Source organism: Halopenitus persicus (assembly GCF_900107205.1).
In the GTDB taxonomy this organism is placed as follows: domain Archaea; phylum Halobacteriota; class Halobacteria; order Halobacteriales; family Haloferacaceae; genus Halopenitus; species Halopenitus persicus.
The window spans coordinates 118,512-138,335 of the sequence record NZ_FNPC01000006.1; the positions used below are offsets into that span (position 1 = coordinate 118,512).

The 19,824-nt window shown below is 70.2% G+C and carries 22 protein-coding genes; 12 read left to right on the plus strand and 10 right to left on the minus strand.

Translation table 11 applies throughout. The features are described 5' to 3' along the window. Window positions 1-67 precede the first annotated feature (67 nt). On the minus strand, window positions 68-751 hold the full coding sequence (locus BLV25_RS17470; RefSeq protein WP_176819480.1) for a hypothetical protein: 684 nt from the start codon (window positions 749-751) through the stop codon (window positions 68-70). Between the two features lie 34 nt (window positions 752-785). Next, window positions 786-1,745, minus strand: a complete 960-nt coding sequence (gene mch, locus BLV25_RS11155; RefSeq protein ID WP_021073242.1) for a methenyltetrahydromethanopterin cyclohydrolase — start codon at window positions 1,743-1,745, stop codon at window positions 786-788. Between the two features lie 136 nt (window positions 1,746-1,881). Here mch and BLV25_RS11160 point away from each other — a divergent pair, with 136 nt between their 5' ends. Next, window positions 1,882-2,553 (plus strand): hypothetical protein, encoded by a 672-nt coding sequence (locus tag BLV25_RS11160; RefSeq protein ID WP_092733242.1) that lies wholly within the window; start codon window positions 1,882-1,884, stop codon window positions 2,551-2,553. Between the two features lie 26 nt (window positions 2,554-2,579). Here the strand turns inward: BLV25_RS11160 and BLV25_RS11165 are convergent, their stop codons facing one another. From BLV25_RS11165 to BLV25_RS11175, 3 genes are all read right to left on the minus strand, one after another. Further along, window positions 2,580-2,915 (minus strand): MTH1187 family thiamine-binding protein, encoded by a 336-nt coding sequence (locus BLV25_RS11165; RefSeq protein WP_092733245.1) that lies wholly within the window; start codon window positions 2,913-2,915, stop codon window positions 2,580-2,582. A 175-nt stretch (window positions 2,916-3,090) separates the two neighbouring features. Then, entirely contained in the window at window positions 3,091-4,038 is a 948-nt protein-coding gene (locus tag BLV25_RS11170) for an alpha/beta hydrolase (RefSeq protein WP_021073245.1), read from the minus strand. After that, a complete protein-coding gene (locus BLV25_RS11175) occupies window positions 4,035-4,406 on the minus strand; it encodes a hypothetical protein (RefSeq protein ID WP_092733248.1) in 372 nt (123 codons plus the stop codon). Before BLV25_RS11175 ends, BLV25_RS11170 begins: the two co-directional genes overlap by 4 nt. 292 nt (window positions 4,407-4,698) lie before the next feature. Between BLV25_RS11175 and BLV25_RS11180 the strand changes: the two genes are divergently transcribed. The 4 genes from BLV25_RS11180 to BLV25_RS11195 all read left to right on the plus strand — a co-directional run bounded on the left by BLV25_RS11180 (window position 4,699) and on the right by BLV25_RS11195 (window position 7,170). After that, a complete protein-coding gene (locus BLV25_RS11180) occupies window positions 4,699-4,899 on the plus strand; it encodes a hypothetical protein (RefSeq protein ID WP_092733251.1) in 201 nt (66 codons plus the stop codon). Between the two features lie 155 nt (window positions 4,900-5,054). Next, complete coding sequence (gene yqeC, locus BLV25_RS11185) at window positions 5,055-6,005, plus strand: selenium cofactor biosynthesis protein YqeC (RefSeq protein ID WP_092733454.1); 951 nt, start codon at window positions 5,055-5,057, stop codon at window positions 6,003-6,005. A gap of 46 nt (window positions 6,006-6,051) precedes the next feature. Next, the gene (locus BLV25_RS11190) at window positions 6,052-6,711 is read left to right on the plus strand and encodes an HAD family hydrolase (protein WP_021073249.1); all 660 of its coding nucleotides are present in this window, start codon (window positions 6,052-6,054) and stop codon (window positions 6,709-6,711) included. A gap of 54 nt (window positions 6,712-6,765) precedes the next feature. Continuing rightward, window positions 6,766-7,170 (plus strand): thioredoxin family protein, encoded by a 405-nt coding sequence (locus BLV25_RS11195; protein ID WP_092733254.1) that lies wholly within the window; start codon window positions 6,766-6,768, stop codon window positions 7,168-7,170. A gap of 146 nt (window positions 7,171-7,316) precedes the next feature. On the opposite strand, the gene BLV25_RS11200 is transcribed toward BLV25_RS11195, so the two are convergent. Both BLV25_RS11200 and BLV25_RS11205 read right to left on the minus strand, forming a co-directional pair. Beyond that, window positions 7,317-8,234, minus strand: coding sequence for a DUF106 domain-containing protein (locus tag BLV25_RS11200; protein ID WP_021073251.1), 918 nt, complete (start codon window positions 8,232-8,234; stop codon window positions 7,317-7,319). A 197-nt stretch (window positions 8,235-8,431) separates the two neighbouring features. Further along, on the minus strand, window positions 8,432-9,058 hold the full coding sequence (locus BLV25_RS11205) for an adenylate kinase (RefSeq protein ID WP_021073252.1): 627 nt from the start codon (window positions 9,056-9,058) through the stop codon (window positions 8,432-8,434). A gap of 93 nt (window positions 9,059-9,151) precedes the next feature. Here BLV25_RS11205 and BLV25_RS11210 point away from each other — a divergent pair, with 93 nt between their 5' ends. After that, entirely contained in the window at window positions 9,152-10,030 is an 879-nt protein-coding gene (locus BLV25_RS11210; protein ID WP_092733257.1) for a DUF63 family protein, read from the plus strand. Window positions 10,031-10,085: 55 nt separating this feature from the next. Here BLV25_RS11210 and BLV25_RS11215 read toward each other — a convergent pair whose 3' ends face one another. After that, window positions 10,086-11,972 (minus strand): aldehyde ferredoxin oxidoreductase family protein, encoded by a 1,887-nt coding sequence (locus BLV25_RS11215; protein ID WP_092733260.1) that lies wholly within the window; start codon window positions 11,970-11,972, stop codon window positions 10,086-10,088. A gap of 200 nt (window positions 11,973-12,172) precedes the next feature. On the opposite strand from BLV25_RS11215, the gene mobA reads away from it, so the two are divergent. Then, complete coding sequence (mobA, locus tag BLV25_RS11220; protein ID WP_021073255.1) at window positions 12,173-12,865, plus strand: molybdenum cofactor guanylyltransferase; 693 nt, start codon at window positions 12,173-12,175, stop codon at window positions 12,863-12,865. A gap of 79 nt (window positions 12,866-12,944) precedes the next feature. Then, window positions 12,945-13,826 (plus strand): CehA/McbA family metallohydrolase, encoded by an 882-nt coding sequence (locus tag BLV25_RS11225; protein ID WP_092733263.1) that lies wholly within the window; start codon window positions 12,945-12,947, stop codon window positions 13,824-13,826. Between the two features lie 107 nt (window positions 13,827-13,933). Here the strand turns inward: BLV25_RS11225 and carA are convergent, their stop codons facing one another. Continuing rightward, window positions 13,934-15,007, minus strand: coding sequence for a glutamine-hydrolyzing carbamoyl-phosphate synthase small subunit (gene carA, locus BLV25_RS11230; RefSeq protein ID WP_092733266.1), 1,074 nt, complete (start codon window positions 15,005-15,007; stop codon window positions 13,934-13,936). A 96-nt stretch (window positions 15,008-15,103) separates the two neighbouring features. Here carA and BLV25_RS11235 point away from each other — a divergent pair, with 96 nt between their 5' ends. Then, window positions 15,104-15,517 (plus strand): Lrp/AsnC family transcriptional regulator, encoded by a 414-nt coding sequence (locus BLV25_RS11235; protein ID WP_021073258.1) that lies wholly within the window; start codon window positions 15,104-15,106, stop codon window positions 15,515-15,517. A gap of 93 nt (window positions 15,518-15,610) precedes the next feature. Beyond that, window positions 15,611-16,228: an NUDIX hydrolase gene (locus BLV25_RS11240; RefSeq protein ID WP_092733269.1), complete on the plus strand. Its 618-nt coding sequence runs from the start codon at window positions 15,611-15,613 to the stop codon at window positions 16,226-16,228. A 23-nt stretch (window positions 16,229-16,251) separates the two neighbouring features. On the opposite strand, the gene gpmI is transcribed toward BLV25_RS11240, so the two are convergent. Further along, window positions 16,252-17,766 carry a 2,3-bisphosphoglycerate-independent phosphoglycerate mutase gene (gpmI, locus tag BLV25_RS11245; RefSeq protein ID WP_021073260.1) on the minus strand — a complete coding sequence of 505 codons (1,515 nt, stop codon included), beginning with the start codon at window positions 17,764-17,766 and terminating at the stop codon, window positions 16,252-16,254. A 284-nt stretch (window positions 17,767-18,050) separates the two neighbouring features. Here gpmI and BLV25_RS11250 point away from each other — a divergent pair, with 284 nt between their 5' ends. Both BLV25_RS11250 and BLV25_RS11255 read left to right on the plus strand, forming a co-directional pair. Then, window positions 18,051-18,983 (plus strand): replication factor A, encoded by a 933-nt coding sequence (locus BLV25_RS11250; protein WP_092733271.1) that lies wholly within the window; start codon window positions 18,051-18,053, stop codon window positions 18,981-18,983. A 1-nt stretch (window position 18,984) separates the two neighbouring features. Continuing rightward, window positions 18,985-19,614 (plus strand): RPA family protein, encoded by a 630-nt coding sequence (locus BLV25_RS11255; RefSeq protein WP_092733274.1) that lies wholly within the window; start codon window positions 18,985-18,987, stop codon window positions 19,612-19,614. Window positions 19,615-19,824: the final 210 nt, after the last annotated feature.

Here is a 19,824-nt window from a genome sequence, read left to right on the forward strand (position 1 = left end):
GCGCGTGGCAAAAGCCTTGCCACGTCGCCGACCGGGAGTTCGCGAGCGCACCTGCGGAGCCGGACCCTCACCCCTCGGCGTCGAGCGTCGCCCGGCCGCGGTCGGTGAGGACGTACCGGTCGCCGTCGGCCGCATCACCCGCGTCGGCGACGCCATCCGCGCCGGCATCGGCCGCATCATCCGCGTCGACGTCCACGGACTCGAGGAACCCGAGCAGCGCCAGCCAGCCGAGCAGGTCGGCGGTCCGATCACGCCAGATCGACTCCCACGTGTCGGGGTTTTTGTGGTGTTCGTAGGTCGGCACGGCCTCGCGGATCCGGCCGAAGACCGCGTCCACGGACGCGCCGCGTTGCGCGGTCGGGTCGACGTCCGTCTCTGCGGTCGAGTCGACATCCGTCTCCGCGGTCGAGTCGGTATCCATCTCCGCGGTTGAGGCATCATCCTCCCCGCCCGTCGTGACCGCCGCGACGGCCGCGAGGGTCTCGGGCGCGAGCAGCACGTGGTCGAGAAACGATCTCCGGAGGTGCTCGACGGTCGGCTCGCGGTCGGTTCGGGAGAAGCCGGCGTCGGTCTCCCGCGCCAACTCGAGGGCCCGCAGGAAGGTGAGCCAGGTGCGGGACACGTCCCGGCTCGGGAACCCGAGCCGGCGCTGAAGCCGTGCACAGCAGTCCTGCTCGTCGCCGGGCACGAGCGGGACCGCCCGCTGCGCCTCGCGGACGCGGTCGAGGTCGGCGGGCGGTGCGGGAAGCATCTTGAAACGCATCGGCGGTATCGGGGCGGACCGGCTACTCGAAGCCGTGTCCGGCGGTGTCGGTCATGCCGAACGACTCGGCGAGCATCGTCTCGTCGGTGCCCCCGTGACTGTAGGTGGGACCGTCGACGACGTCGACGGTGACGCTGGCGGGCGCGAACACCGTCTCGGGGACGTCATAGAAGTCCCAGTCGGCGTCCTCGAACACCTCGATGAAGGGGGTGCCGTAGTCGTCGCGGACGGTGGAGACGAGTTGGTCGAACCGGTCGTCGTCGCGGGCGACCTGGAGGTAGACCTCGCCGCCGTACGCGAGCGCGTCGTTCGTCCGCCCCATCGCGACGTCCTCGTCGTAGCTCACCGGGGCGACCGGCGCCGAGCCCGCGGCGGTGAGGACGTCGGTCGGGTCGTAGCCGATCTCGAGCAGCCGGAACATCGCGAGCTCCGGCGCGCGGGCGGCCATCGTGACCGATCCGACGACAGATCCGGTCGCGAACGTCGGCAGGAAGACGCCCGAGGCGTCGACGCCGGCCAGGTCCGCGACGTGCTCGGCGACCGTCGCGTCCGGAAGCGTCGCCGACTCGACCGCCAGGGTGGCGAACTCGGACTCGTCGTAGTAGCCGACGCGCTCGAACTCGGTCTCGCGACCCACCAGCGCACGGGCCGGCCCCGATCCGAGCCCCTCGAAGTCGTCGAAGGAGAGCTCCCAGCCGGCCTTCTGGGAGCACAGCAACGCGATCGCGGGATGGTCGGTCGTCACCTCCACGTACGGACGGGGCGTCCCCGATATTCGGCCCATCCGCGTCGTGACGTTTGCCAGGCCGGCGGTCTGGACCTCCGCGAGCAGGATGCCCGCCTCGATGCCGCCGTCGGCCGCCACGCCGAAGTCGATGACGGTGGCCTCGTCGTCCAGCTCGTGGGGCTGGATCTTGAGCTCGCCGGCGAACTCGAGCGCCTCGTCGACGAGCTCGATCGCGGTCCGATTGATGCTGTCCATACGGGTCCTGCGTCCTCCTCGCCTAAGGGGTTTATCAAGCGACGGTCGCATCGGGATCCCGATCATCCCGCCCCGTCAGCAGTGACCGTTCCGCCGCCGGAGGTTTATCCCGGATACCGACGCAGTCCGCGCCACGATGTTCGACGAACTCACCCGACGCCCGAGCTCGGTAGTCTCCCGACGGTCGCTCCTCGCCGGAACAGCCGGCGTGCTCGGCGCGTCGGCAGCCGGCGGCGCCCTCCTGACGGCGGGGTCAACCACCGCCAGCGCGGCGATCGACGGCGATCCGGCGGCGCTTGAGGCCGGCGACACGCCGACGGTCGTCAGCAACGACGGCCGGATCGAGTCGGTCTATCTCACGCCGGCGATCGACGTGGAGTGGGCGGACTTCGGGAGCGGCGTGCGGACGATCGACGTCACGGTCGCGGTCGGGAACGACGCCGGCGTGGACACGATCGTCGAGGAGACGCTGACCACGGCCACGGACACGCCCGGCCCGATCGCGGAGGCGACCCCCGTCGACGGGACGAGCGGGTTCGCTGACGTCGCCGGCGCCCTCTCGCTCACCCTCGAACGGCTCGACGCGACCGCCATCGGCGACGCCGTGACGAGCGACGCGTTGAGCGACGCGACGCTGCAGGCCGGGGAGACGGCCGCGACCGTCCTCGACGTGGTCCTTCGGGCGGACCTGGCCGGTCACGAGGGCGAATCCGAAACCGTGCTGCGAACGACGAGCTTCGAGGTCACGGTCCGAAACCCCGAGGGCAGCGCCGACGCCGGCGGAACCGCGAACACGGAGGCGGTGTGAACTACCCGACCCCACCCTACTCTGCCCTACCTCGATCGGTCCGACTCCGACCCGTGCTCCCGCCTCGCCTCGCGGCCGAGGTGCTCCTCGACGGCGGCGACCTTCTCGGCGGCCGGAGCGTCGACGGCCCGTTTGTCGTCGATCTTCAGGACCGTCGAGACGCGGTCGGCGTCGACCGCCGTGTGTGCGGCCTCGACCGCATCGAACAGCGTCCCGACGTCGTCGGCCTCGATCACCGTCCCCATCGGATTGGTCTCGTAGCTCACCGGGAAGTCGTCGAGGGCGGCGACGGCCGCCGCGACCTCCTCGGACATGCTTCCCTCGATCACGGGCGCGACGCTCAGCAGGGCAACCACGGTCATACGCGGTCGATCGTCCCGCGTCGGCTTAAAAGGGAGCGGGCAACTGACGTCGCGTCGACTCAAAAGGGCGCGCGACGGGCGTCGTGTCTGCTTAAAAGCGACCGGAACGGGCGTCGCGTCGGCTTACAAGGAAGCGGGCGAGGAGGGAAGGCGACGTCGGCGAGGGACGGCGAGGTCAGTCCTCGAAGACGTCGGTGAGGAAGGCCAGCTGGTGGCCGACCGCGGGTTCGAAGTCGGTGCTGTAGATCGACCAGTGGTCGGCCGGGAGCCGGACGTAGGTCCCGCGAGGGAGCCGGTCGGCCGCCGACGCGACGGACTCGGCGGGCGCGAGCGCGTCGTCGGCGCCCGCGAGCACGAGCGTCGGGACGCGGACGTCGGCGAGGCGGTCGCCGAGGTCGGTCCGGGCGATGGAGAGCAGCGAGCCGGCCGGCGTCTCGTTGCGCCAGTCGGAGTCCCGGTCGACGAGGTCGAGATACGCGCGCTTGGCGCCGGGGGCGGCGACCACCGCACGCTCCTCGGCGTCGCCAGCGATCGGGACCGTGCGACCGCCGGTGATGCCGCCCGGGATCGCGTCGCCGATCCGGCCGCGGAGCCCGGTCCCGACGGCTCGGGCGAACGGACCGAGCCCGCGCCGTCGAAGGTACGCGCCGCCGTCGAGGATCGGGGTGATCGCCATCGCCGCGTCGACCGCGCGTCGCTCGCCGGCGACCCACAGGGCGTGTGCCGCCGCGAAGCCGGCGCCGTAGGCGACGACCGACGACCCGAGGTCGGCGACCTCGCCGACGCGGTCGACCGCGGCCGCGTACGCGCGGCGGTGGCTCGCGGGATCGATCCGCTGGTCGTCGCCATCCGATTCGCCGAATCCCGGGTAATCGAACCGGAACGCGGCGTAGCCCGCCGCGGCGAACCGTTCCGCGATCGCCGGCAGGCCGAAGCTCGCATCGGCGCCGACTTCCGGACCCATCACGACGACCGGCGGATCCGTGGTCGCGGAGGGAAGGTACAGGCGACCGCGACAGCTGCCGGCGCCGCAGTCGGCGGTCAGCGTCCGGGTCGCGAAGCGCTCGCGGGCCGGGCGGTCGAGGTCGCGCTGGGCCCGGTTGCGGGGGATCCGCCGGGTCATCGGTCGTCACTCCCCGAACCGTCGTCGGGGGCGGGATGGTCGATCGTCTCGACCACCCGCGTCGAGAACTCGGTCTCGGTGAGGTCATCGGCCACGATCGCCTCGATCCACGCCGGATCGACCGACCACCATCCGAGCACGTCGCCCGGCGCGCGGACGACCGTTGCTTCCACCGGTTGCGGCTCCCACCGACCCTCGTCGGCGAGGTCGATGAGGGCGTTACAGGCCCGCCCGACCTCCCGTTTCGGGACCGTCTCGCCGGGGAAGGCGGTCAGATACGTCACGTCGACGGTTCCCTCCTCGACGGCGATCGACTCGACGCTGACCCCGTGGCTTCGCAGCTCGTCGGCGAGCGCGTCCGCGTCCATACCGACCGGTAGCGGCCGCCGGGGTAAATCGGTACCGGCACCGGACGGCGGCCCCGTCACGGGCGGCTGGAAGCCGGCGGCTCGCCGGTTACGGGGTCACGAAAAGCCGCGGACGGGGGGGATCGTCGGGGGGACGACGAACCAAAATCGGTTGTCAGAGGCACACGATTTGGGTTTCCCGCGCGGCATCCGATCGTAGTGGATCGAGAGATAATAACCTTTCTGTCGTGTGGGACGATCACATATGACGGATCCGCGGGATTGATGCGACTGCGAGCGGTGGGTCCGAGACGTGACGCTTCGCCGCCCACACGACTGCGTCCGCTGTGGGAAGACGATCGATCCGGGCGAGGAGTTCGGCGCCGTGGACGTCCTCGATCCGGCTGGTGAGCTTCGGGTGTTGCTGTGCGTCGACTGCGCGGAAGCCCTGCGGACGTTTCTCGGTGGAACGGACAACGGCGGAGCGGACGGAGCCACCGAAACGCCCGAATGACGCCCGACAGAGCCACCGAAACGCCCGAGTGACGCCCGACAGAGCCGCCGAAACGCCCGAATGACGCCCGACAGAGCCGCCGAAACGCCCGAGTGGCGAACCGGTCACCGGGCGTCGACATCCCTTTCGGCGCCGGACGCGAACGCCGGGACGAGATGGATCCGATCGAGGCGTTCCGGGCCGACGGCGCCGCCGTGGCGGTCGTCGGCGCGGGCGGCAAGAAGACGACGATGTACGCGCTCGCGAACCGGCTCGACCGCGCGGTCGTCACCGCGACCGTTCGGATCCCGATCTTCGATCCGCACGTCGCGACCGTCTCGGTCACGCCGGACCCGGTCGAGCGACTCGAACGGAGTGCGGCAGGGGCGGGAACGGCGGGATCAGATGCGGCGGGAGCAGACGCGGCGGGATCGGAAACGGCCAAACCGAACCCGGAGTTCCCGCTCGGGCTGGTCCCGGCCCGCGAGCGCGAGGATCGGTATCTCGGCTACGACCGTGAGACGGTGAGTCGCATCATCGACTCCCACGACGGCCCCGTCCTGATAAAGGCGGACGGGGCACGGACCCGCGAGTTCAAGGCGCCCGGCGAGTCGGAGCCGCAGATCCCCGACGCGGCCGACGTGGTGGTGCCGGTCGCGAGCGTCGCGGTCGTCGGCGAACCGCTGACCGAGGACCTGGTTCATCGACCGGAGCGCGTCGTCGACGTCGCCCGCGGCGCGGGGCTCGACGTCGCGATCGGCGACGCGGTCACCCCCGAACTCGTCGGCACGGTTCTCGCGAGCCCCGCGGGCGGACTGGCCGGCGTCCCCGACGGTGCGTGCGCGATTCCCCTCCTCAACAAGGTCGACGACGCCGACGCGGCGGCGACCGCCCGCGAGATCGCTGCGGTCGTTCGGGAGCGGATGGCCGAGCAGCGACGTGAGACGCGGGACGGGACGTCGCTCCCGTCGGTTCCGCACGTCGTTCTCGGGCGCCTGGTCGACGAGGCCGTCGTCGACGTGGTTCCGGTCGAGGACGCGAATCCGGTCGACGACGCGAGCTCGGTCGAGGATACGAGCCCGGTCGACGACGCGAACCCGATCGACGACGACCCGCCGGCCGGCTGACCCGACGAGTTGAAACCTTTTTGGGCGTGTCGCCCCGAAAGCGGCCGTGTACGACGCTGTCGTCTTCGACAACGACGGGGTGCTCGTGGGACGGACCCCGTTCGATACCCTCCGGGAGGCCGCCTGGAACGCCTTCGAGAGCGTCGGCGTCGAGGACCCCGACCTCGCACACGTCGAGGACCTCGCGATCGGCGTCACGCCGGCCACCCTGACGGACGTCTGCGAGCGGTACGGCGTCGACCCGAGCGAGTTCTGGCGCGTCCGCGACCGGACCGCAAGCGACGCGCAGATCGACGACGCGCGGGCGGGGCGGAAAACGCCCTACGAGGACGTCGGCGTCCTCGACGACCTCGACGCGTCGCTGGGCGTCGTCTCCTCGAACCAGCAGGCGACCGTCGAGTTCCTGCTGGACCACTTCGACCTCGCCGGACGCTTCGAGGCCGTCTACGGTCGGGAGCCGTCAATCGTCAGCCTCTCGCGGAAGAAGCCCTCACCCTACTACCTCGAGCGAGCCCTCGAGGACCTGGAGGCGGAGACGGCGCTGTTCGTCGGCGACAACGAGTCGGACCTGGAGGCCGCCGACAACGCCGGCATCGACTCCGCGTTCATCCGCCGCCCGCACCGCCGCGAGTTCGAGTTGAGCCGGACCCCGACCTACGAGATCGACGACCTCCACGACCTCGTGAGCATCTGCGGTCGCCGGTGACCGGTCGTCCCGGCCCCCGACGAGGCTTTCCGCGTCGCGACCCTCGGATCACGTATGACCGCCGACCCATCCACCGCCACGGGCGACGCCGCCGCAGGCGACGCCGTCGCCGCCGGGGATCGACCGATCGACCTGGACACCGGCGACGAGCTGGACGCGTTTCTCGCGGAGCACGACGTCGCACTCGTTGAGTTCTACACGAAGGGATGCACCCTCTGTCAGTCCGTCGAGCCGGTTCTCGGGACGGTCGCCCGGGCGGCGGACGTCGCGGTCGCGACGGTCAATCCGCGAACCGACCTCTCGCTCGTGGAGGCATACGACGTCCGGAGCGTGCCGACGCTCGTTCTGTTCGTCGACGGATCGCCCGTCGACCGGCTCGCGGAGGGGTTCGTCGGCGTCGAGCGCGTGCTCGATCTGATCCGGGAGCACGCGCCCGAGCGCGTTCCCGAGGCCGCCTGACGGTCTCCCGAGGACGCCCGACGTTCGGAGGCGGGGAGACGCGGCGCTCGTGGCTGACGAACGGGCGACAGTGAGGCGAACGGGCGACAATGAGGCGAACGGAGACGAAAGCGACAAACGAACCGAACCGGGTGCGGCGTCGGCGACTACGCCGACGTCGGCGACATCTGGATGTTGAGGCTCTTTTGGATGATCTGGGTGAACGCCATCGAGCAGAGGAAGTACCAGACGATCCAGATCTGGATCGGGCCGAGGATCGGCTCGGTCCACTCCACGGCCCGACCGGCGATCGGGATCACGAGCTCGCCGATCTGGTAGTTGGCCTCGGAGCCGCGGTAGCCGACGGCCCAGAACATCCAGAGGAACGCCGGAATGGTGAGGAACATGATCCACACCATCGGGCGGAACTGCTCTTTGAACATCCCGAGCTGGTCGCCCATCGCCTCCATCTGTTCGTCCTGGATCGCGTCGAGCGCCTCCTGGTCGTCCCGCTGTTTCGCCTCCTTGCGACGCTCCTGGATGTCCTTCATCCGCTCCTGATACTGGCTCATCTTCGACATGTCCATCAGGCCCGCACGCAGGAGCGTCGAGTAGAGGCCGGTCGCGAGCGCGACGACCATCACGACGACGTAGAAGGGAACGAGGTTCATCAACGGGCCGAACACGACGTCGACCGCGCCCGCGATGACCGTCCGGACCGGGGCCCACGCGTAGCCGGCGAAGAGGCCGACGGTGGCCAGCCCCGCAGCCTTGTCCCACTTCGACCAGGAGGTTCCCTCGGGGGTCTCCACGTCGCCGCTCGATCCGGATCCGGATCCCGACGCGTCGGCCGATTCGAGGCCGTCCTCGATCGCGTCGCGGTCGGCGAGCGCGAAGCCGGACTCGCCGTCCGTGAGGATCCCCTTCTCGATCAGCCGTCCCCACTGGCCGCTCGAGATCTTCTCGCGGACATCGACCCACTTGACCTCGCCGTCGGCGGCGTGCTCGAGGACGACCTCGATCGCCTCGCGCATCCCGTCGTCCTCGGCGACGAGGCTTCTGACCTTCCGTTCGACCGTGCTCATTGTCACGCGGTAGGAAACGGACCGTTAAGAACCTTTTAGCTTGGCCCCGAGACGGCTCCTCGATCGAGACGAGGACGGCTCACCTCTCGAGGCCGGGACGACCGACCGTTCGGAGCCGAAACGACCGGCCGATCGGAGCCGAAACGACCGGCCGATCGGAGCCGAAACGACCGGCCGATCGGAACGGAACTCGGGAGCTACTCCTCCTCGAGGACGTCCGTGATGCGGTCGAAGACCTCCTCGGGCGAGGCCTCGCCGTCGATCTCGACGAGATCGCCGGTCTGCCGGAAGTGTTCGATGACGGGCTCGGTGTTCTCGCGGTAGACGGAGAGCCGCTCGCGGGCGGTCTCCTCGGTGTCATCCTCGCGCTGGACGAGCTCGCCGCCGCAGTCGTCGCAGACGCCCGGCTCCTCGGGCGGGGCGAACTCGACGTGGTAGTTCGCGCCACAGTCGTCACACACCCGTCGGCCGGTCAGCCGGTCGACGAGGACCTCCTCGTCGACGTCGAGGAATATCACGGCATCGAGGTCGGTGATCTCGGAGAGGTACTCCGCCTGCTCGAGGTTGCGCGGGTAGCCGTCGAGGACGTAGCCGTCCGCGTCCGAAAGCGCCGCCTCGACGATCTCGTTCACGACCGGGTCGGGGACGAGCTCCCCAGCCTCCATATACTCCCGCGGCGTGCCGTACTCGGTCTCCATGTCCTTCCGGGCGCGCAGCGCGTCGCCGGTCGTCACGTGCTCGAGGTCGTACTCCGCGGCGAGCTTCTTGCTTTGGGTTCCCTTGCCCGCACCGGGCGCTCCGAGCAGCAGAACGTGGTGGCTCATACCGGAGGCGTCGGCATCCGCACGTAAAGAGTTGAAGATATCGGGCTCGGGGTCGACCGAAACGCTTTCCGATCGCCGCGCCGGTGGCGAGGTATGGTGCTTCTCCCCGAGGGATTCGGGCTGCCCCCGCTCCCGCATCTCGTCGGACTGCTCGTCGCCGTCGCGCTCGTCGCCGCGGGAATCGCCCGGCGGCGACCGGCGGTGAGCGAGCGACACGTGGTCGCGTTCGCGCCCTGGATGGCCGTCGGGTCGTGTCTGCACGTGCTGTACGTGATGGGCGGACTGCCCCCCGCCGTCCGCCCGCTGGCCGGCACGCCGGCGGTCTACCTCTCGGTCGCTGCGCTCGCGGGGGCGACGTGGCTCGCGATCGACGCGGGAGCCGCCGCGCTCGCCGCGGACGCGGAGCCGGACGCGGACACGGACGACGCCGACCGGGTCGCCACGAACCGGGTTCCCAAAGCGATCGCCGCGATCGGCGTGCTCGCGCTGCTCCCGGTGATCGCGACGGCGCTCGCGGTCGGCGCGGACGGCGGATCCCTGACGCCACGCTGGCCGGCGATCGCGCTCGTTGGCTCGATCGTCGTCGGGGCCGCCGCGTGGGTCGGACTCGTCAGACTGGTGCCCCGCGCATCAATTACGGGCAGCGTCGGTGCGCTGGCCGTCCTCGGACACGCGCTCGACGCCGTCTCGACCGCCGTCGGCGTCGACGTTCTCGGCTTCGGCGAGCGAACCCCGCTCTCGCGGCTGATCATGGACGCCGCCGCCGCGCTCCCGACGGCGGAGGCGCTGGGCGTCGGCTGGCTGTTCGTGCTCGTGAAGCTGGCGCTCGTCTGCGGGATCGTCGTCCTCTTCGCCGACTACGTCGAGGCCGACCCGACCGAGGGCTACCTCCTGTTGGGATTCATTGCGGCCGTCGGGCTCGGTCCCGGCGCGCACAATCTGTTATTGTTCACCGTCGCCGGCGGCGCCTGATCCGGTTCTCGGCGCCTGTAGCGCGGCCGGTCACGTTCCGGCGGCGTCGGAAGGCTCACTCGGACGCGTTCGCGAAGGGGGTTCCGACGGGAGTGTCGGGATCGCGAACGTCCGCGAGCCCGAGCCGGTCGAGCGTCTCCCGCGTCGGAAGTCCGTCGCGCCCCCAGCCGCGAGCGCGATAATAGCCGTCCAGCAGCGCCGCGAACTCGTCGGGGTCGATCCGGCTGCCGGCGGCGGGACCGTCGGCGATCGGTTCCGTGAGGACGTCCGGGAGCGCGTCGGCCGCCCGGTCGGCCCCCTCCCGCGCGTTGAACAGCCGGACGAGCGTCCAGATCCGTTCGCCGGTTTCGTCCAGTTCCGCGGCCGTGGTCGGGTACGCCAGGCCGGTCGCGTTCGAGAGCGCCCGAAGGAACGCGACGCCGTCCTCGCCCCGGAGCGTCTCGCCCGCGAAGTCGTCGGCGACGAGGCTCCACGACAGCGACCGCGCGTTCTGTGCCGCGATCACCGCCTCGATCCGGTCGGCGTCGCTCCACGCGCCGAACACCTCGCGCTCGATCGGACGCGCGCGTCGGTGACAACCTCCCCGGTCGCTCGTGGCGTACGCGAGCGCCATTCCGACCGCAGCCCGGGGATCGTAGGCCGGCAGCTCCATCGATTTGACCGTCGGGATCCCGTCGACGCCGAACCGGTCGGCGGCCGCCTCGACCCCGAGCCGGAGCGTCTCGATCACCGCCGGATCGAGGTTTTCGACGGGGTCCGCCGCGGAGTCCGACGCCGAGTCCGTCGCGATATCGTCCGCCGGCTCCGACGCCGAATCCGTCGCGGAAACCCCGGCGAGGCGGCGAATGACGGCTCTGGCGGCCTCGGGATCGCCGAACTCGATCGCCGCGTCGACGGCGCCGCGTTCGCTCGCGCGGGCGAGCCACGCAACGGCGTTGCCGGCGGAGATGACGTCGATCCCGAGCCGGTCACAGCAGCCGCCGAGGGCGGCCACCGCGTCGAAGTCGTCGACGCCGAGCCCGGCCCCAAGCGTCATCTGGGTGGCCCCGCGGGGCACGGTCTCGCCGTCGTCGGTTTCGATCCGGAACCCGCCCGGAACCGGGTCATCGGGGTTCTCGCGGCCGACGGACGCCTCGCGGGCCGCGTCGATCCCGACCGCGTCCGTCCCCTCGAAGGTCCCCTTGCGCCAGCCCTCGGTGGCGAGCGCGCCGACCTCGTCCGCGAAGTCGATCGACTCCAGCGTCTCGCCGGCTGCCTGCCAGCGTCCGGTATCGGCGTCGGCGTATCGCTCGGCGTACTCCTCTCGGAGCCGGGCGAGCTCATCGCTCGGGGGCTTCGCGGGGTCGCCGCGGGCGATCACGGCCTTGAGCCCCTTCGCGCCCATCACCGCGCCGGCGCCGCCGCGGCCGGCGTGGTGCTCGCCGGCGTCGGAGGCGATCGTCGCGTACCGGACCTCGGCCTCGCCGGCGGGACCGATACACGCGACCGCCGAATCGGGATGCGCCGCAGCAGCGTCGACCGTGTCCGCTCCCCACTCAGCCGAGGGCCGGATCCGGCCCTCGCCGTTCTCGAGCTCGATCCGGACGGGCTCGTCGCTCGCGCCGGTCACGAGCAGCGCCAGGCAGTCCTCGAGCGAGCCGGCGAGCCGCTCCGGGAACGTCCCGCCGGCGTAGGAGTCGAGGAAGAGCCCGGTCAACGGCGACTTCGTCACGGCGGCGTACCGCGTCTCTCCGGGCAGCGACCCGGACAGCGGGCCGACGCAGAACGCCAGCACGTTGGCCGCGCCGAGGGGATCCGCGTCGGGGTCGAGTTCGGAGTAGAGATACCGCGCGCCGAGTCCCTTCCCCCCGAGGTAGCGGCGTCGCCACCGCTCGGGAACGCGCTCGCGCTCGACGGTCCCCGCCGAGAGGTCCGCCCGCAACACGTGGGTCCGCCCCGTCATCGTGATCCCACTTGCGCGCCCCGACGTATATGCCGCCCGGTCGATCGTGAACCGGCGGCGCGAACGCGAACGATCGATCACGAACGCGGGATGAACGCGGGCAGCGACCGCACCGACCGATCGTCCCCGATACGTATGAAGCATCGCGACGCCGCCGCGGCGTCGACAGCGTATTCCCGCCGGAACACGCAGCGATCGGTATGTCCGATTCGAGCGACGCCGGGACCTGCACCGGCGTGATCCTCGCCGGCGGCCGATCGACGCGCTTCGGCGACCGGGACAAGGCGCTCGCGCCGCTCGCCGGAACGCCGATGATCCGACGGGTGGCGAACCGACTGGCCGGAACCGACGATCCGGTCGATCCGGGCGGCCAACGCGCGAGCGACGGCGACCCGGTCGTCGACGATCTCGTGATCAACTGTCGGGCGGACCAGCGGTCGGCGATCGCGGACGCGATGGCGGGATACCCGCTGGCGGTGACCTACGCCGAGGACGAGGAACCGGACCGCGGCCCGATGGCCGGCATCCGAGACGGCTGTCGGGGCGCCACGGGCGAGTACGCCGCCGTGGTCGCCTGCGACATGCCGTTCGTCGATCCGACCCTGATCGCTTACCTGCTGGACCGGTGTCGCGACCACGACGCCGCGGTCCCGCGACTCGACGACCAGTGGTACCAGACGACGCAGGCGGTGTACCGCGCCACGCCGATGGCCGAGGCCTGCGACCGGGCGCTGGCGGCCGGCGAGCGAAAGATCGTCGAACCCCTGTTCGACCTCGAGTACGTCGTCGTCGACGAGCCCGAGATCCGGCGGATCACGACCGATCGGACGTTCCGCAACGTCAACACGCGCGAGGAACACGCCGACGCCGAGGCGTGGATCGCCGGGGTGTGACCGGCATCAACCGAGTAGAGCGCGCGTGTGACGGAGACCGGCACGTGCGCTTATATATCCGTCCCCCGTATTCGAGGGCGTGTCGAACCAGAACCTCACCCTCCGGATCGATCCGCACGTCCACTCCGAGGACTCCTACGACGGCCACGAGCCCGTCGAGTTGATCCTCGAGCACGCGGCGGACATCGGACTCGACGCGGTCGTTATCACCGACCACGACGTGATGGGTGAGTCGCTGCGGGCGGCCGAGCTGGCCCCGGAGTACGGGCTTGTCGGGATCCCCGGCATCGAGGTCTCCACGGCCCACGGCCACCTGCTGGCGATCGGCGTCGACTCGATGCCGCCCCACCGGGAGCCGTACGCGGAGACCGTGGCGTGGATCCACGACCACGGCGGGGTGGCGATCGTTCCCCATCCGTTCCAGCGGTCACGCCACGGCGTCCGCCGGAAGCACATCCCGATCGACGATGCGACGTCTTCGGCGGACGGGACGGAAGCGGCACCGGCGAAGGCCGGTTCCGGCGGCGTCGACGCCATCGAGGTGTTCAACGCCTGGCTGTTCACCGGCTACCGGAACCGGAAGGCGCGCCGGTTCGCGGCCGAAACCGACGTCTCGGCGGTGGCCGCCAGCGACGCCCACACCCTGGAGTACGTCGGCCGGGCGTTCACCGAGGTGACGATCCCGGACGCGGAGTCGGTCGCGGCGGTGACCGCGGCGGACGTGCTGGACGCGCTCCGGGCGGGATCGACCTCGGTCGCGGGGCGGCGCGCGCCGGTCCCGATGGCGGCCCGCCACTACGCGATCGCCGCCGCTCGGAAGTCCGGCTACTACGCGCGGACCGGCGCGATCCGGAGCGCCGCGGCGGCGCGATGGGGCGCCGTCACCGCCGCCTCGACGGCCCGCGTCGGCGCCGTGCAGGGTGCACACCGGATCGCGCGGGTCGCCGCCTGGCTGCGATAGCGCGGCTGCCGAGTTCCGCGAACGAGGAGAGAAAGCCACGAGAAGCGGAGTGAAAAGGCCGCGATGGAGTCCGTTGAGGGACGCGTGACGGGAACCGAACGCGGACCTCAGTCCGCGGCGATCTCCGTCGTCGAGTCGGCCATCGCGAGCACGTCGTCGAAGAAGTCGAGCGAGTCGTGCGGTCCGGGGTTCGCCTCGGGGTGGTACTGGCGCGTGAGGATGCCGAGCTCCTCGTCCTCGAGCCCCTCGGCGGTGTCGTCGTTGACGTTGATCTGGGTGACCTCGAGCGGCCCGGGGTCGGCGACCGTGTAGCCGTGGTTCTGGGTGGTCATCACGACGCGGTCGGTCCGGAGGTCCTTGACGGGCTGGTTGACGCCGCGGTGGCCGAAGGTCATCTTCTCGGTGTCGCCGCCGAGCGCGCTCGCGACGATCTGCTGGCCGAGACAGATCCCCGCAAGCGGCAGCTCCCCGGCGAAGGCGTCGACGACCTCCTTGGCGGCCACGAAGTTCTCCGGGTCGCCCGGCCCGTTCGAGATGAACAGCACGTCCGGGTCGACGGCGGAGACGTCGGCGGGGGCGGCGTCGTACGGGAGCACGTGGACGTCCGCGCCGCGAGCGTTCAGCGACTCGATGATCGAGCCCTTCGCGCCGCAGTCCAGCAGCGCGATCCGGGCGTCGGCCTCGCCGGCCGTGTCCGCCTCGTGGAGTTCGGGCTCGGCGACGGAGACGCCCGCGCCGATGTCGACGTGGTCGCTCATCGGCTTGCACGCCTCCATCTCCGCGATCGCGTCCTCGGGCGTGACGTCCTCGCCCGCGGCGATCCCGCAGGCCATCGCGCCCTCCTCGCGGACCGTGGTGACGAGCTCGCGCGTGTCGAGGTGGTCGATGGCCGGAACGTCCTCCCCGGCGAGCCACTCGGCGACGTCGTCGGTGAACTCGCGGGCGATCGCCGCCCGGGGCTGGACGGTCTCGGACTCGAATCGCTCGGACCGGACGCCGTAGTTGCCGATCAGGGGGTACGAGAACGTGAGGACCTGCTCGGCGTAGGAGGGATCGGTCAGCGATTCCTCGTAGCCGGTGTAGGCGGTCGTGAAGACCAGTTCACCGCGTGTCCGCCCGGGCGCACGGGCACGTGCCTCGAGCACGCGACCGTCCGCCAGCGCGATGTAGGCGTCCGACATTACGAGAAACGTACGGAGCTACGCTAATAAGTGCGTCGTTCGTAGATGAGTTACGAAATTCGTAATCACTAACTGCCTGCCCGGCCTCGACGCGGTATGGACGAGCTCGACCGGCAGATCCTCTCCGTCCTCCGACGGGACTCCAGAACGCCGTATACGGAGATCGCCGACCAGGTCGGCACGTCGGAGGGGACCGTTCGCAACCGCGTCGAGCGGATGAACGAGGAGGGGATCATCGAACGGTTCACGGTGACGACCCGGACCGGCAACGTGAAGGCGATGATCGAGATCTCCGTCGAGGTGAACGTCGACACGAGCGCGGTCGGCGAGCGGATGGCCGACTGGGAGGAGGTGGACTTCGTCTGGCAGGTCTCCGGCGAGGAGGACATCGTCCTCGTCGTCGACGCCGTCGACACCGGCGCGGTCAACGAGCTGATCACCGAGGCCCGCGAGATGGACGACGTGAAGTCGACGAAGACGCGGCTCATCCTCGACGAGCGGCTCGGCTAGGGCGCCACAGGGCGTTCGACCCGAGCTCCCGTGACGTCCGAAGGGGCTCCAGCGATCGAATTCTTATTAGGGTGGCTCGCCGTCCCCTTCCGTATGAACCGAGACAACGCAGCCGACGGTCGACCGATCGCCGACGGCGGGGCGGGAGCGGCCACGAACGCGGCCACCGAGGCGCACGCGAACGCCGACCAGGACGTCATCGCCGTCGATCCCGACGACACGGCGCAGGGAACGGTCAACCGCCTGGAGGCGCACACCGGCGACGGGATCCGCCACCGGGCGTTCACCTGTCTCGTCTTCGACGGCGACGGGAAGATCCTGCTGGCACAGCGGGCCCCCGACAAGCGGCTGTGGGACACCCACTGGGACGGCACCGTGGCCTCCCACCCGGTCGAGGGACAGTCCCAACGGGACGCGACCGAACAGCGCCTCGAGGAGGAGCTGGGGATCGGTCCGGACCAGTACAACGACCTCCGGGTGACCGACAAGTTCGAGTACAAGCGCTACTACGAGAACGCCGGCCTGGAGTGGGAGGTCTGTGCGGTCCTGAAGGTCACCCTCGACGACGTCAGCCTCGACCCCGACGAGGACGAGATCGCGGGAATGCTGTGGGTGGAGTACGACCACCTCCACGAGCATCCCGAGTGGTACCGCCAGCTCCGGCTCTGTCCCTGGTTCGAGATCGCGATGCGCCGCGACTTCTCCGAGTAAGGAGACCGCTGCGCCGAAACGGGTTACTCCAGCAGCGACTCGCCGGTCATCGCCGCGGGCTGGTCGAGCTCCATCAGCTCGAGGACCGTCGGCGCGACGTCACACAGCGATCCGTCCTCCCGAACCGTTCGGCCGTCATCGTCGCCCGCCGGCGAGAGATAGACGAACGGAACCGGATTGAACGTGTGTGCCGTATGCGGTTCCGCCGGCGTACCCATATCGTCGGCGTTGCCGTGGTCCGCGGTGACGATCGCGTGGCCGCCGGCGTCCGCGACCGCCTCGAGCAGCCGAGAGAGCTGTGCGTCGACGGCCTCGACGGCGGCCACCGCGGCCTCGAAGTCGCCGGTGTGACCCACCATATCCGGGTTGGCGTAGTTGAGCACGAGCAGGTCGGGGTCGTCGGCCGCGATCACCGAGACGGCCTCGTCGGTGACGCCGGCGGCCGACATCTCGGGTCGCTCGTCGTAGGTCGCCACGTCCGGACTCTCGACGATCGTCCGGATCTCGCCGGGGAACTCGACCTCCCGGCCGCCGTTGAGGAAGTAGGTGACGTGGGCGTACTTCTCCGACTCCGCGATCCGGAGCTGGGTACAGCCCGCCTCGGAAACGACCTCGCCGAGCGTGTCCTCGGGGATCTCCGGCGGGAACGCGACCGGGAACTCGAAGGTCTCGTCGTACTCGGTCATCGTGACCAGGCGTATCTCGGGCTGGTCGAGCTCGAAGTCCCACGTCGGCGAGGTGTCGGTCAACAGCCGGACGAGCTGGCGGGCGCGGTCCGCCCTGAAGTTAAAGAAGACGACCGCGTCACCGTCGGCGAGGGCGGGCTCGTCCGCGACGCACGTCGGCTCGATGAACTCGTCGGTCTCCCCGCGGTCGTGGGCGCGTTCGACCGCCTCGACGCCCGAGGCGGCGGTGTGTGGCGCCTCCCGGTTCACGATGGCGTCGTAGGCCGCCCGCGTTCGGTCCCAGTTCTCGTCCCGGTCCATCGCGTGGTACCGTCCGGTCACGGTCGCGACCGCGCCGGTTCCGACGGCCGCCGCGTGCTCCTCGAGGTCGGCCAGGAACGTCTCGGCGATCTCGGGCGCGGTATCGCGCCCGTCCGTGAACGCGTGGGTGCTCGCGGGAACACCGGCGTCCGCCGCCGCCTCGATCAGGGCGCGCAGGTGCGCGATATCCGAGTGCACGCCGCCGTCGGAGACGAGTCCAAGGAAGTGAACGCGCCCGTCGTGCTCGCGCGCGTACGAGAACGCCGACCGGATCGCGTCGTTGTCGGCGAGCTCGCCGGCGGCGATCGCGTCGGAGATGCGCGTGTACGCCTGCTTGACGACGCGGCCCGCGCCGATGTTGAGATGGCCGACCTCCGAGTTGCCCATCTGTCCCTCCGGGAGGCCGACGCGGCGACCGTGTACCGTTAGTCGACCGAACGCGCCGCGGTCCGAGACGTCGTCGAACGTCGGGGTGTCGGCGGCGTCCACGGCGTTCAGCCGGTCGTGATCGCCGAGTCCCCAGCCGTCCAACACGACGAGCGCTGTTCGCATATCCGACGAGTAGGCGGCGACCGTCAACTACCCTTCGTTGTGGCGCCGAGCCGGGAGTGGCCCGATCGACGGGGACTGACGGTCCCCGTCATCTCCACCCGAAACGGCGCCCGCGTGCGTCGGACGGTGGGCATACGATCGGATCGAATGGATCCGCATATCGTCGGATAGGAGGCTTCTATTCCTCGATCGTTCACTTTCACTCCGGTCACGGAACCTTTTACAGGATGCCGACCCAAGGGGCGTACGCCTCCCATTGAAAACACGCCGGAGGCGACACAGCCATGACGGACCTACGAGACCACGCGGAAGCGATAGCGGAACAGTTCTCGGACCACCTTGAACCGAGTCCCGACGTCGACGAGATCGAGGCCAAACTCGACAACCTCGTCACCGACTACCGAGTCCCCGTCGAGGAGGCCCGGCGCAGCGTCACCAACAGCTACCTCGACGAGGCCGGCCTCGAGCGCGACGAGCTGGGCCGCGGCGGGAGCGAGCGCGTCGACGTCGCCGAGATCGACGACGACGAGCAGTGGGTGGACCTGCGGGTGACCGTCGTCGACCTGTGGGAGCCCCGCAGCGACGCGGTCGCCCAGGTCGGACTGCTCGGCGACGAGTCGGGGACGATCAAGTTCACCGCCTTCGAGACCTCGGATCTCCCCCTCCTCGAGGAGGGCCAGGCGTACGAGCTCTCGAACGTCGTCACCGACGAGTACGAGGGGCGGTACTCGGTCAAGCTCAACCGGACCACGTCGATCACGCCGATCGACGCCGACATCGAGGTCGGCGACAACGCCGTGACGGTCGAGGGCGCCCTCGTCGACGTCCAGTCGGGGTCGGGGCTCATCAAGCGGTGCCCCGAGGAGGACTGCACCCGCGTCCTGCAGAACGGCCGCTGCAGCGAACACGGAAAGGTCGAGGGCGAGTTCGATCTCCGGATCAAGGCCGTCCTCGACGACGGCACCGAGGTCCACGAAGTCATCTTCGACCGCGAGGCCACCGAGGACCTGACGGGAGTCACCCTCGAGGAGGCCAAACAGGAGGCGATGGACGCGCTCGACACGACCGTCGTCGCCGACGGGATGGCGGAGGACGTCCTCGGGCGGTATTACCGGGTGACCGGACCGACGCTGGGCCGCTACGTGCTTGTCAACGAGCTCGAGGAGCCCGGCCCGGTGGACGTCGAGCAGGCGCTGATCAACGCGAGGTCGATCTAACATGAGCCAGAGCGGATCCACACCGACCCGAGAGGTCGCCCGGCGCGTCTTCGCCACGGAGTTCAACGACGCCGGCTACACGTTCAAGGAGTCCGAGGACGAGCGCGCGCCCGTCTACTCGCTGTTGCCGACCGGCGAGTCCGCGAACCGCGTGTTCTTCGTCGGGACGCTGACCGAGAAGGACGACGTCGGCGAGGACAACGAGTACTGGCGCGGTCGGATCGTCGACCCAACCGGGACGTTCTTCGTCTACGCCGGCCAGTACCAGCCCGAAGCGGCCAACACGCTTCGGGAGCTCGAGCCGCCGGCGTACGTCGCCGTGGTCGGCAAGCCGCGGACCTACGAGACCGACGACGGCTCGATCAACGTCTCCGTCCGGCCGGAGTCGATCACCCGCGTCGACGCCGTCGTCCGCGACCGGTGGGTCGCCGAGACGGCCGAACGAACCCTCGAGCGGGTCGCCCGGTTCGACGACGAGGGCAACGAGTACGCTCGGATGGCCGACGAGCAGTACGACCGCGACCCCGAGACCTACAAGGCGGCCGCGCTGGCCGCCCTCGAGGACCTCGACGAGGCGGGCGAGGGATCCGACGGGAGCGATCCCGAGTCCGAGACCTCGCTCGAGGCATAGGACCTCACAAAAACTGCGGGCCACCGCGCCCGCGGCTGATCATCCGACCGTTTATACCGGGGCGTTGAACCGTTTATACCGGGCGTTTACTCCGGTTGGGCGGCCGCGTTTTCGCCGATCCATAGCTCATTCGTCGATTCTCCAGCCGATCCGCTCTCCCCGTCCGACTGACGAAGAACGGACTGACGCGTCGCTGGCGGTCGAACACGC

Coding starts and splice junctions, on each gene's coding strand:
- BLV25_RS17470 (WP_176819480.1), bottom strand. CDS start 751: ATGCTTCCCGCACCGCCCGCCGACCTCGACCGCGTCCGCGAGGCGCAG.
- mch (WP_021073242.1), bottom strand. CDS start 1,745: ATGGACAGCATCAATCGGACCGCGATCGAGCTCGTCGACGAGGCGCTC.
- BLV25_RS11160 (WP_092733242.1), top strand. CDS start 1,882: ATGTTCGACGAACTCACCCGACGCCCGAGCTCGGTAGTCTCCCGACGG.
- BLV25_RS11165 (WP_092733245.1), bottom strand. CDS start 2,915: ATGACCGTGGTTGCCCTGCTGAGCGTCGCGCCCGTGATCGAGGGAAGC.
- BLV25_RS11170 (WP_021073245.1), bottom strand. CDS start 4,038: ATGACCCGGCGGATCCCCCGCAACCGGGCCCAGCGCGACCTCGACCGC.
- BLV25_RS11175 (WP_092733248.1), bottom strand. CDS start 4,406: ATGGACGCGGACGCGCTCGCCGACGAGCTGCGAAGCCACGGGGTCAGC.
- yqeC (WP_092733454.1), top strand. CDS start 5,055: ATGGATCCGATCGAGGCGTTCCGGGCCGACGGCGCCGCCGTGGCGGTC.
- BLV25_RS11195 (WP_092733254.1), top strand. CDS start 6,766: ATGACCGCCGACCCATCCACCGCCACGGGCGACGCCGCCGCAGGCGAC.
- BLV25_RS11200 (WP_021073251.1), bottom strand. CDS start 8,234: ATGAGCACGGTCGAACGGAAGGTCAGAAGCCTCGTCGCCGAGGACGAC.
- BLV25_RS11205 (WP_021073252.1), bottom strand. CDS start 9,058: ATGAGCCACCACGTTCTGCTGCTCGGAGCGCCCGGTGCGGGCAAGGGA.
- BLV25_RS11210 (WP_092733257.1), top strand. CDS start 9,152: ATGGTGCTTCTCCCCGAGGGATTCGGGCTGCCCCCGCTCCCGCATCTC.
- BLV25_RS11215 (WP_092733260.1), bottom strand. CDS start 11,972: ATGACGGGGCGGACCCACGTGTTGCGGGCGGACCTCTCGGCGGGGACC.
- mobA (WP_021073255.1), top strand. CDS start 12,173: ATGTCCGATTCGAGCGACGCCGGGACCTGCACCGGCGTGATCCTCGCC.
- carA (WP_092733266.1), bottom strand. CDS start 15,007: ATGTCGGACGCCTACATCGCGCTGGCGGACGGTCGCGTGCTCGAGGCA.
- BLV25_RS11235 (WP_021073258.1), top strand. CDS start 15,104: ATGGACGAGCTCGACCGGCAGATCCTCTCCGTCCTCCGACGGGACTCC.
- BLV25_RS11240 (WP_092733269.1), top strand. CDS start 15,611: ATGAACCGAGACAACGCAGCCGACGGTCGACCGATCGCCGACGGCGGG.
- gpmI (WP_021073260.1), bottom strand. CDS start 17,766: ATGCGAACAGCGCTCGTCGTGTTGGACGGCTGGGGACTCGGCGATCAC.
- BLV25_RS11250 (WP_092733271.1), top strand. CDS start 18,051: ATGACGGACCTACGAGACCACGCGGAAGCGATAGCGGAACAGTTCTCG.
- BLV25_RS11255 (WP_092733274.1), top strand. CDS start 18,985: ATGAGCCAGAGCGGATCCACACCGACCCGAGAGGTCGCCCGGCGCGTC.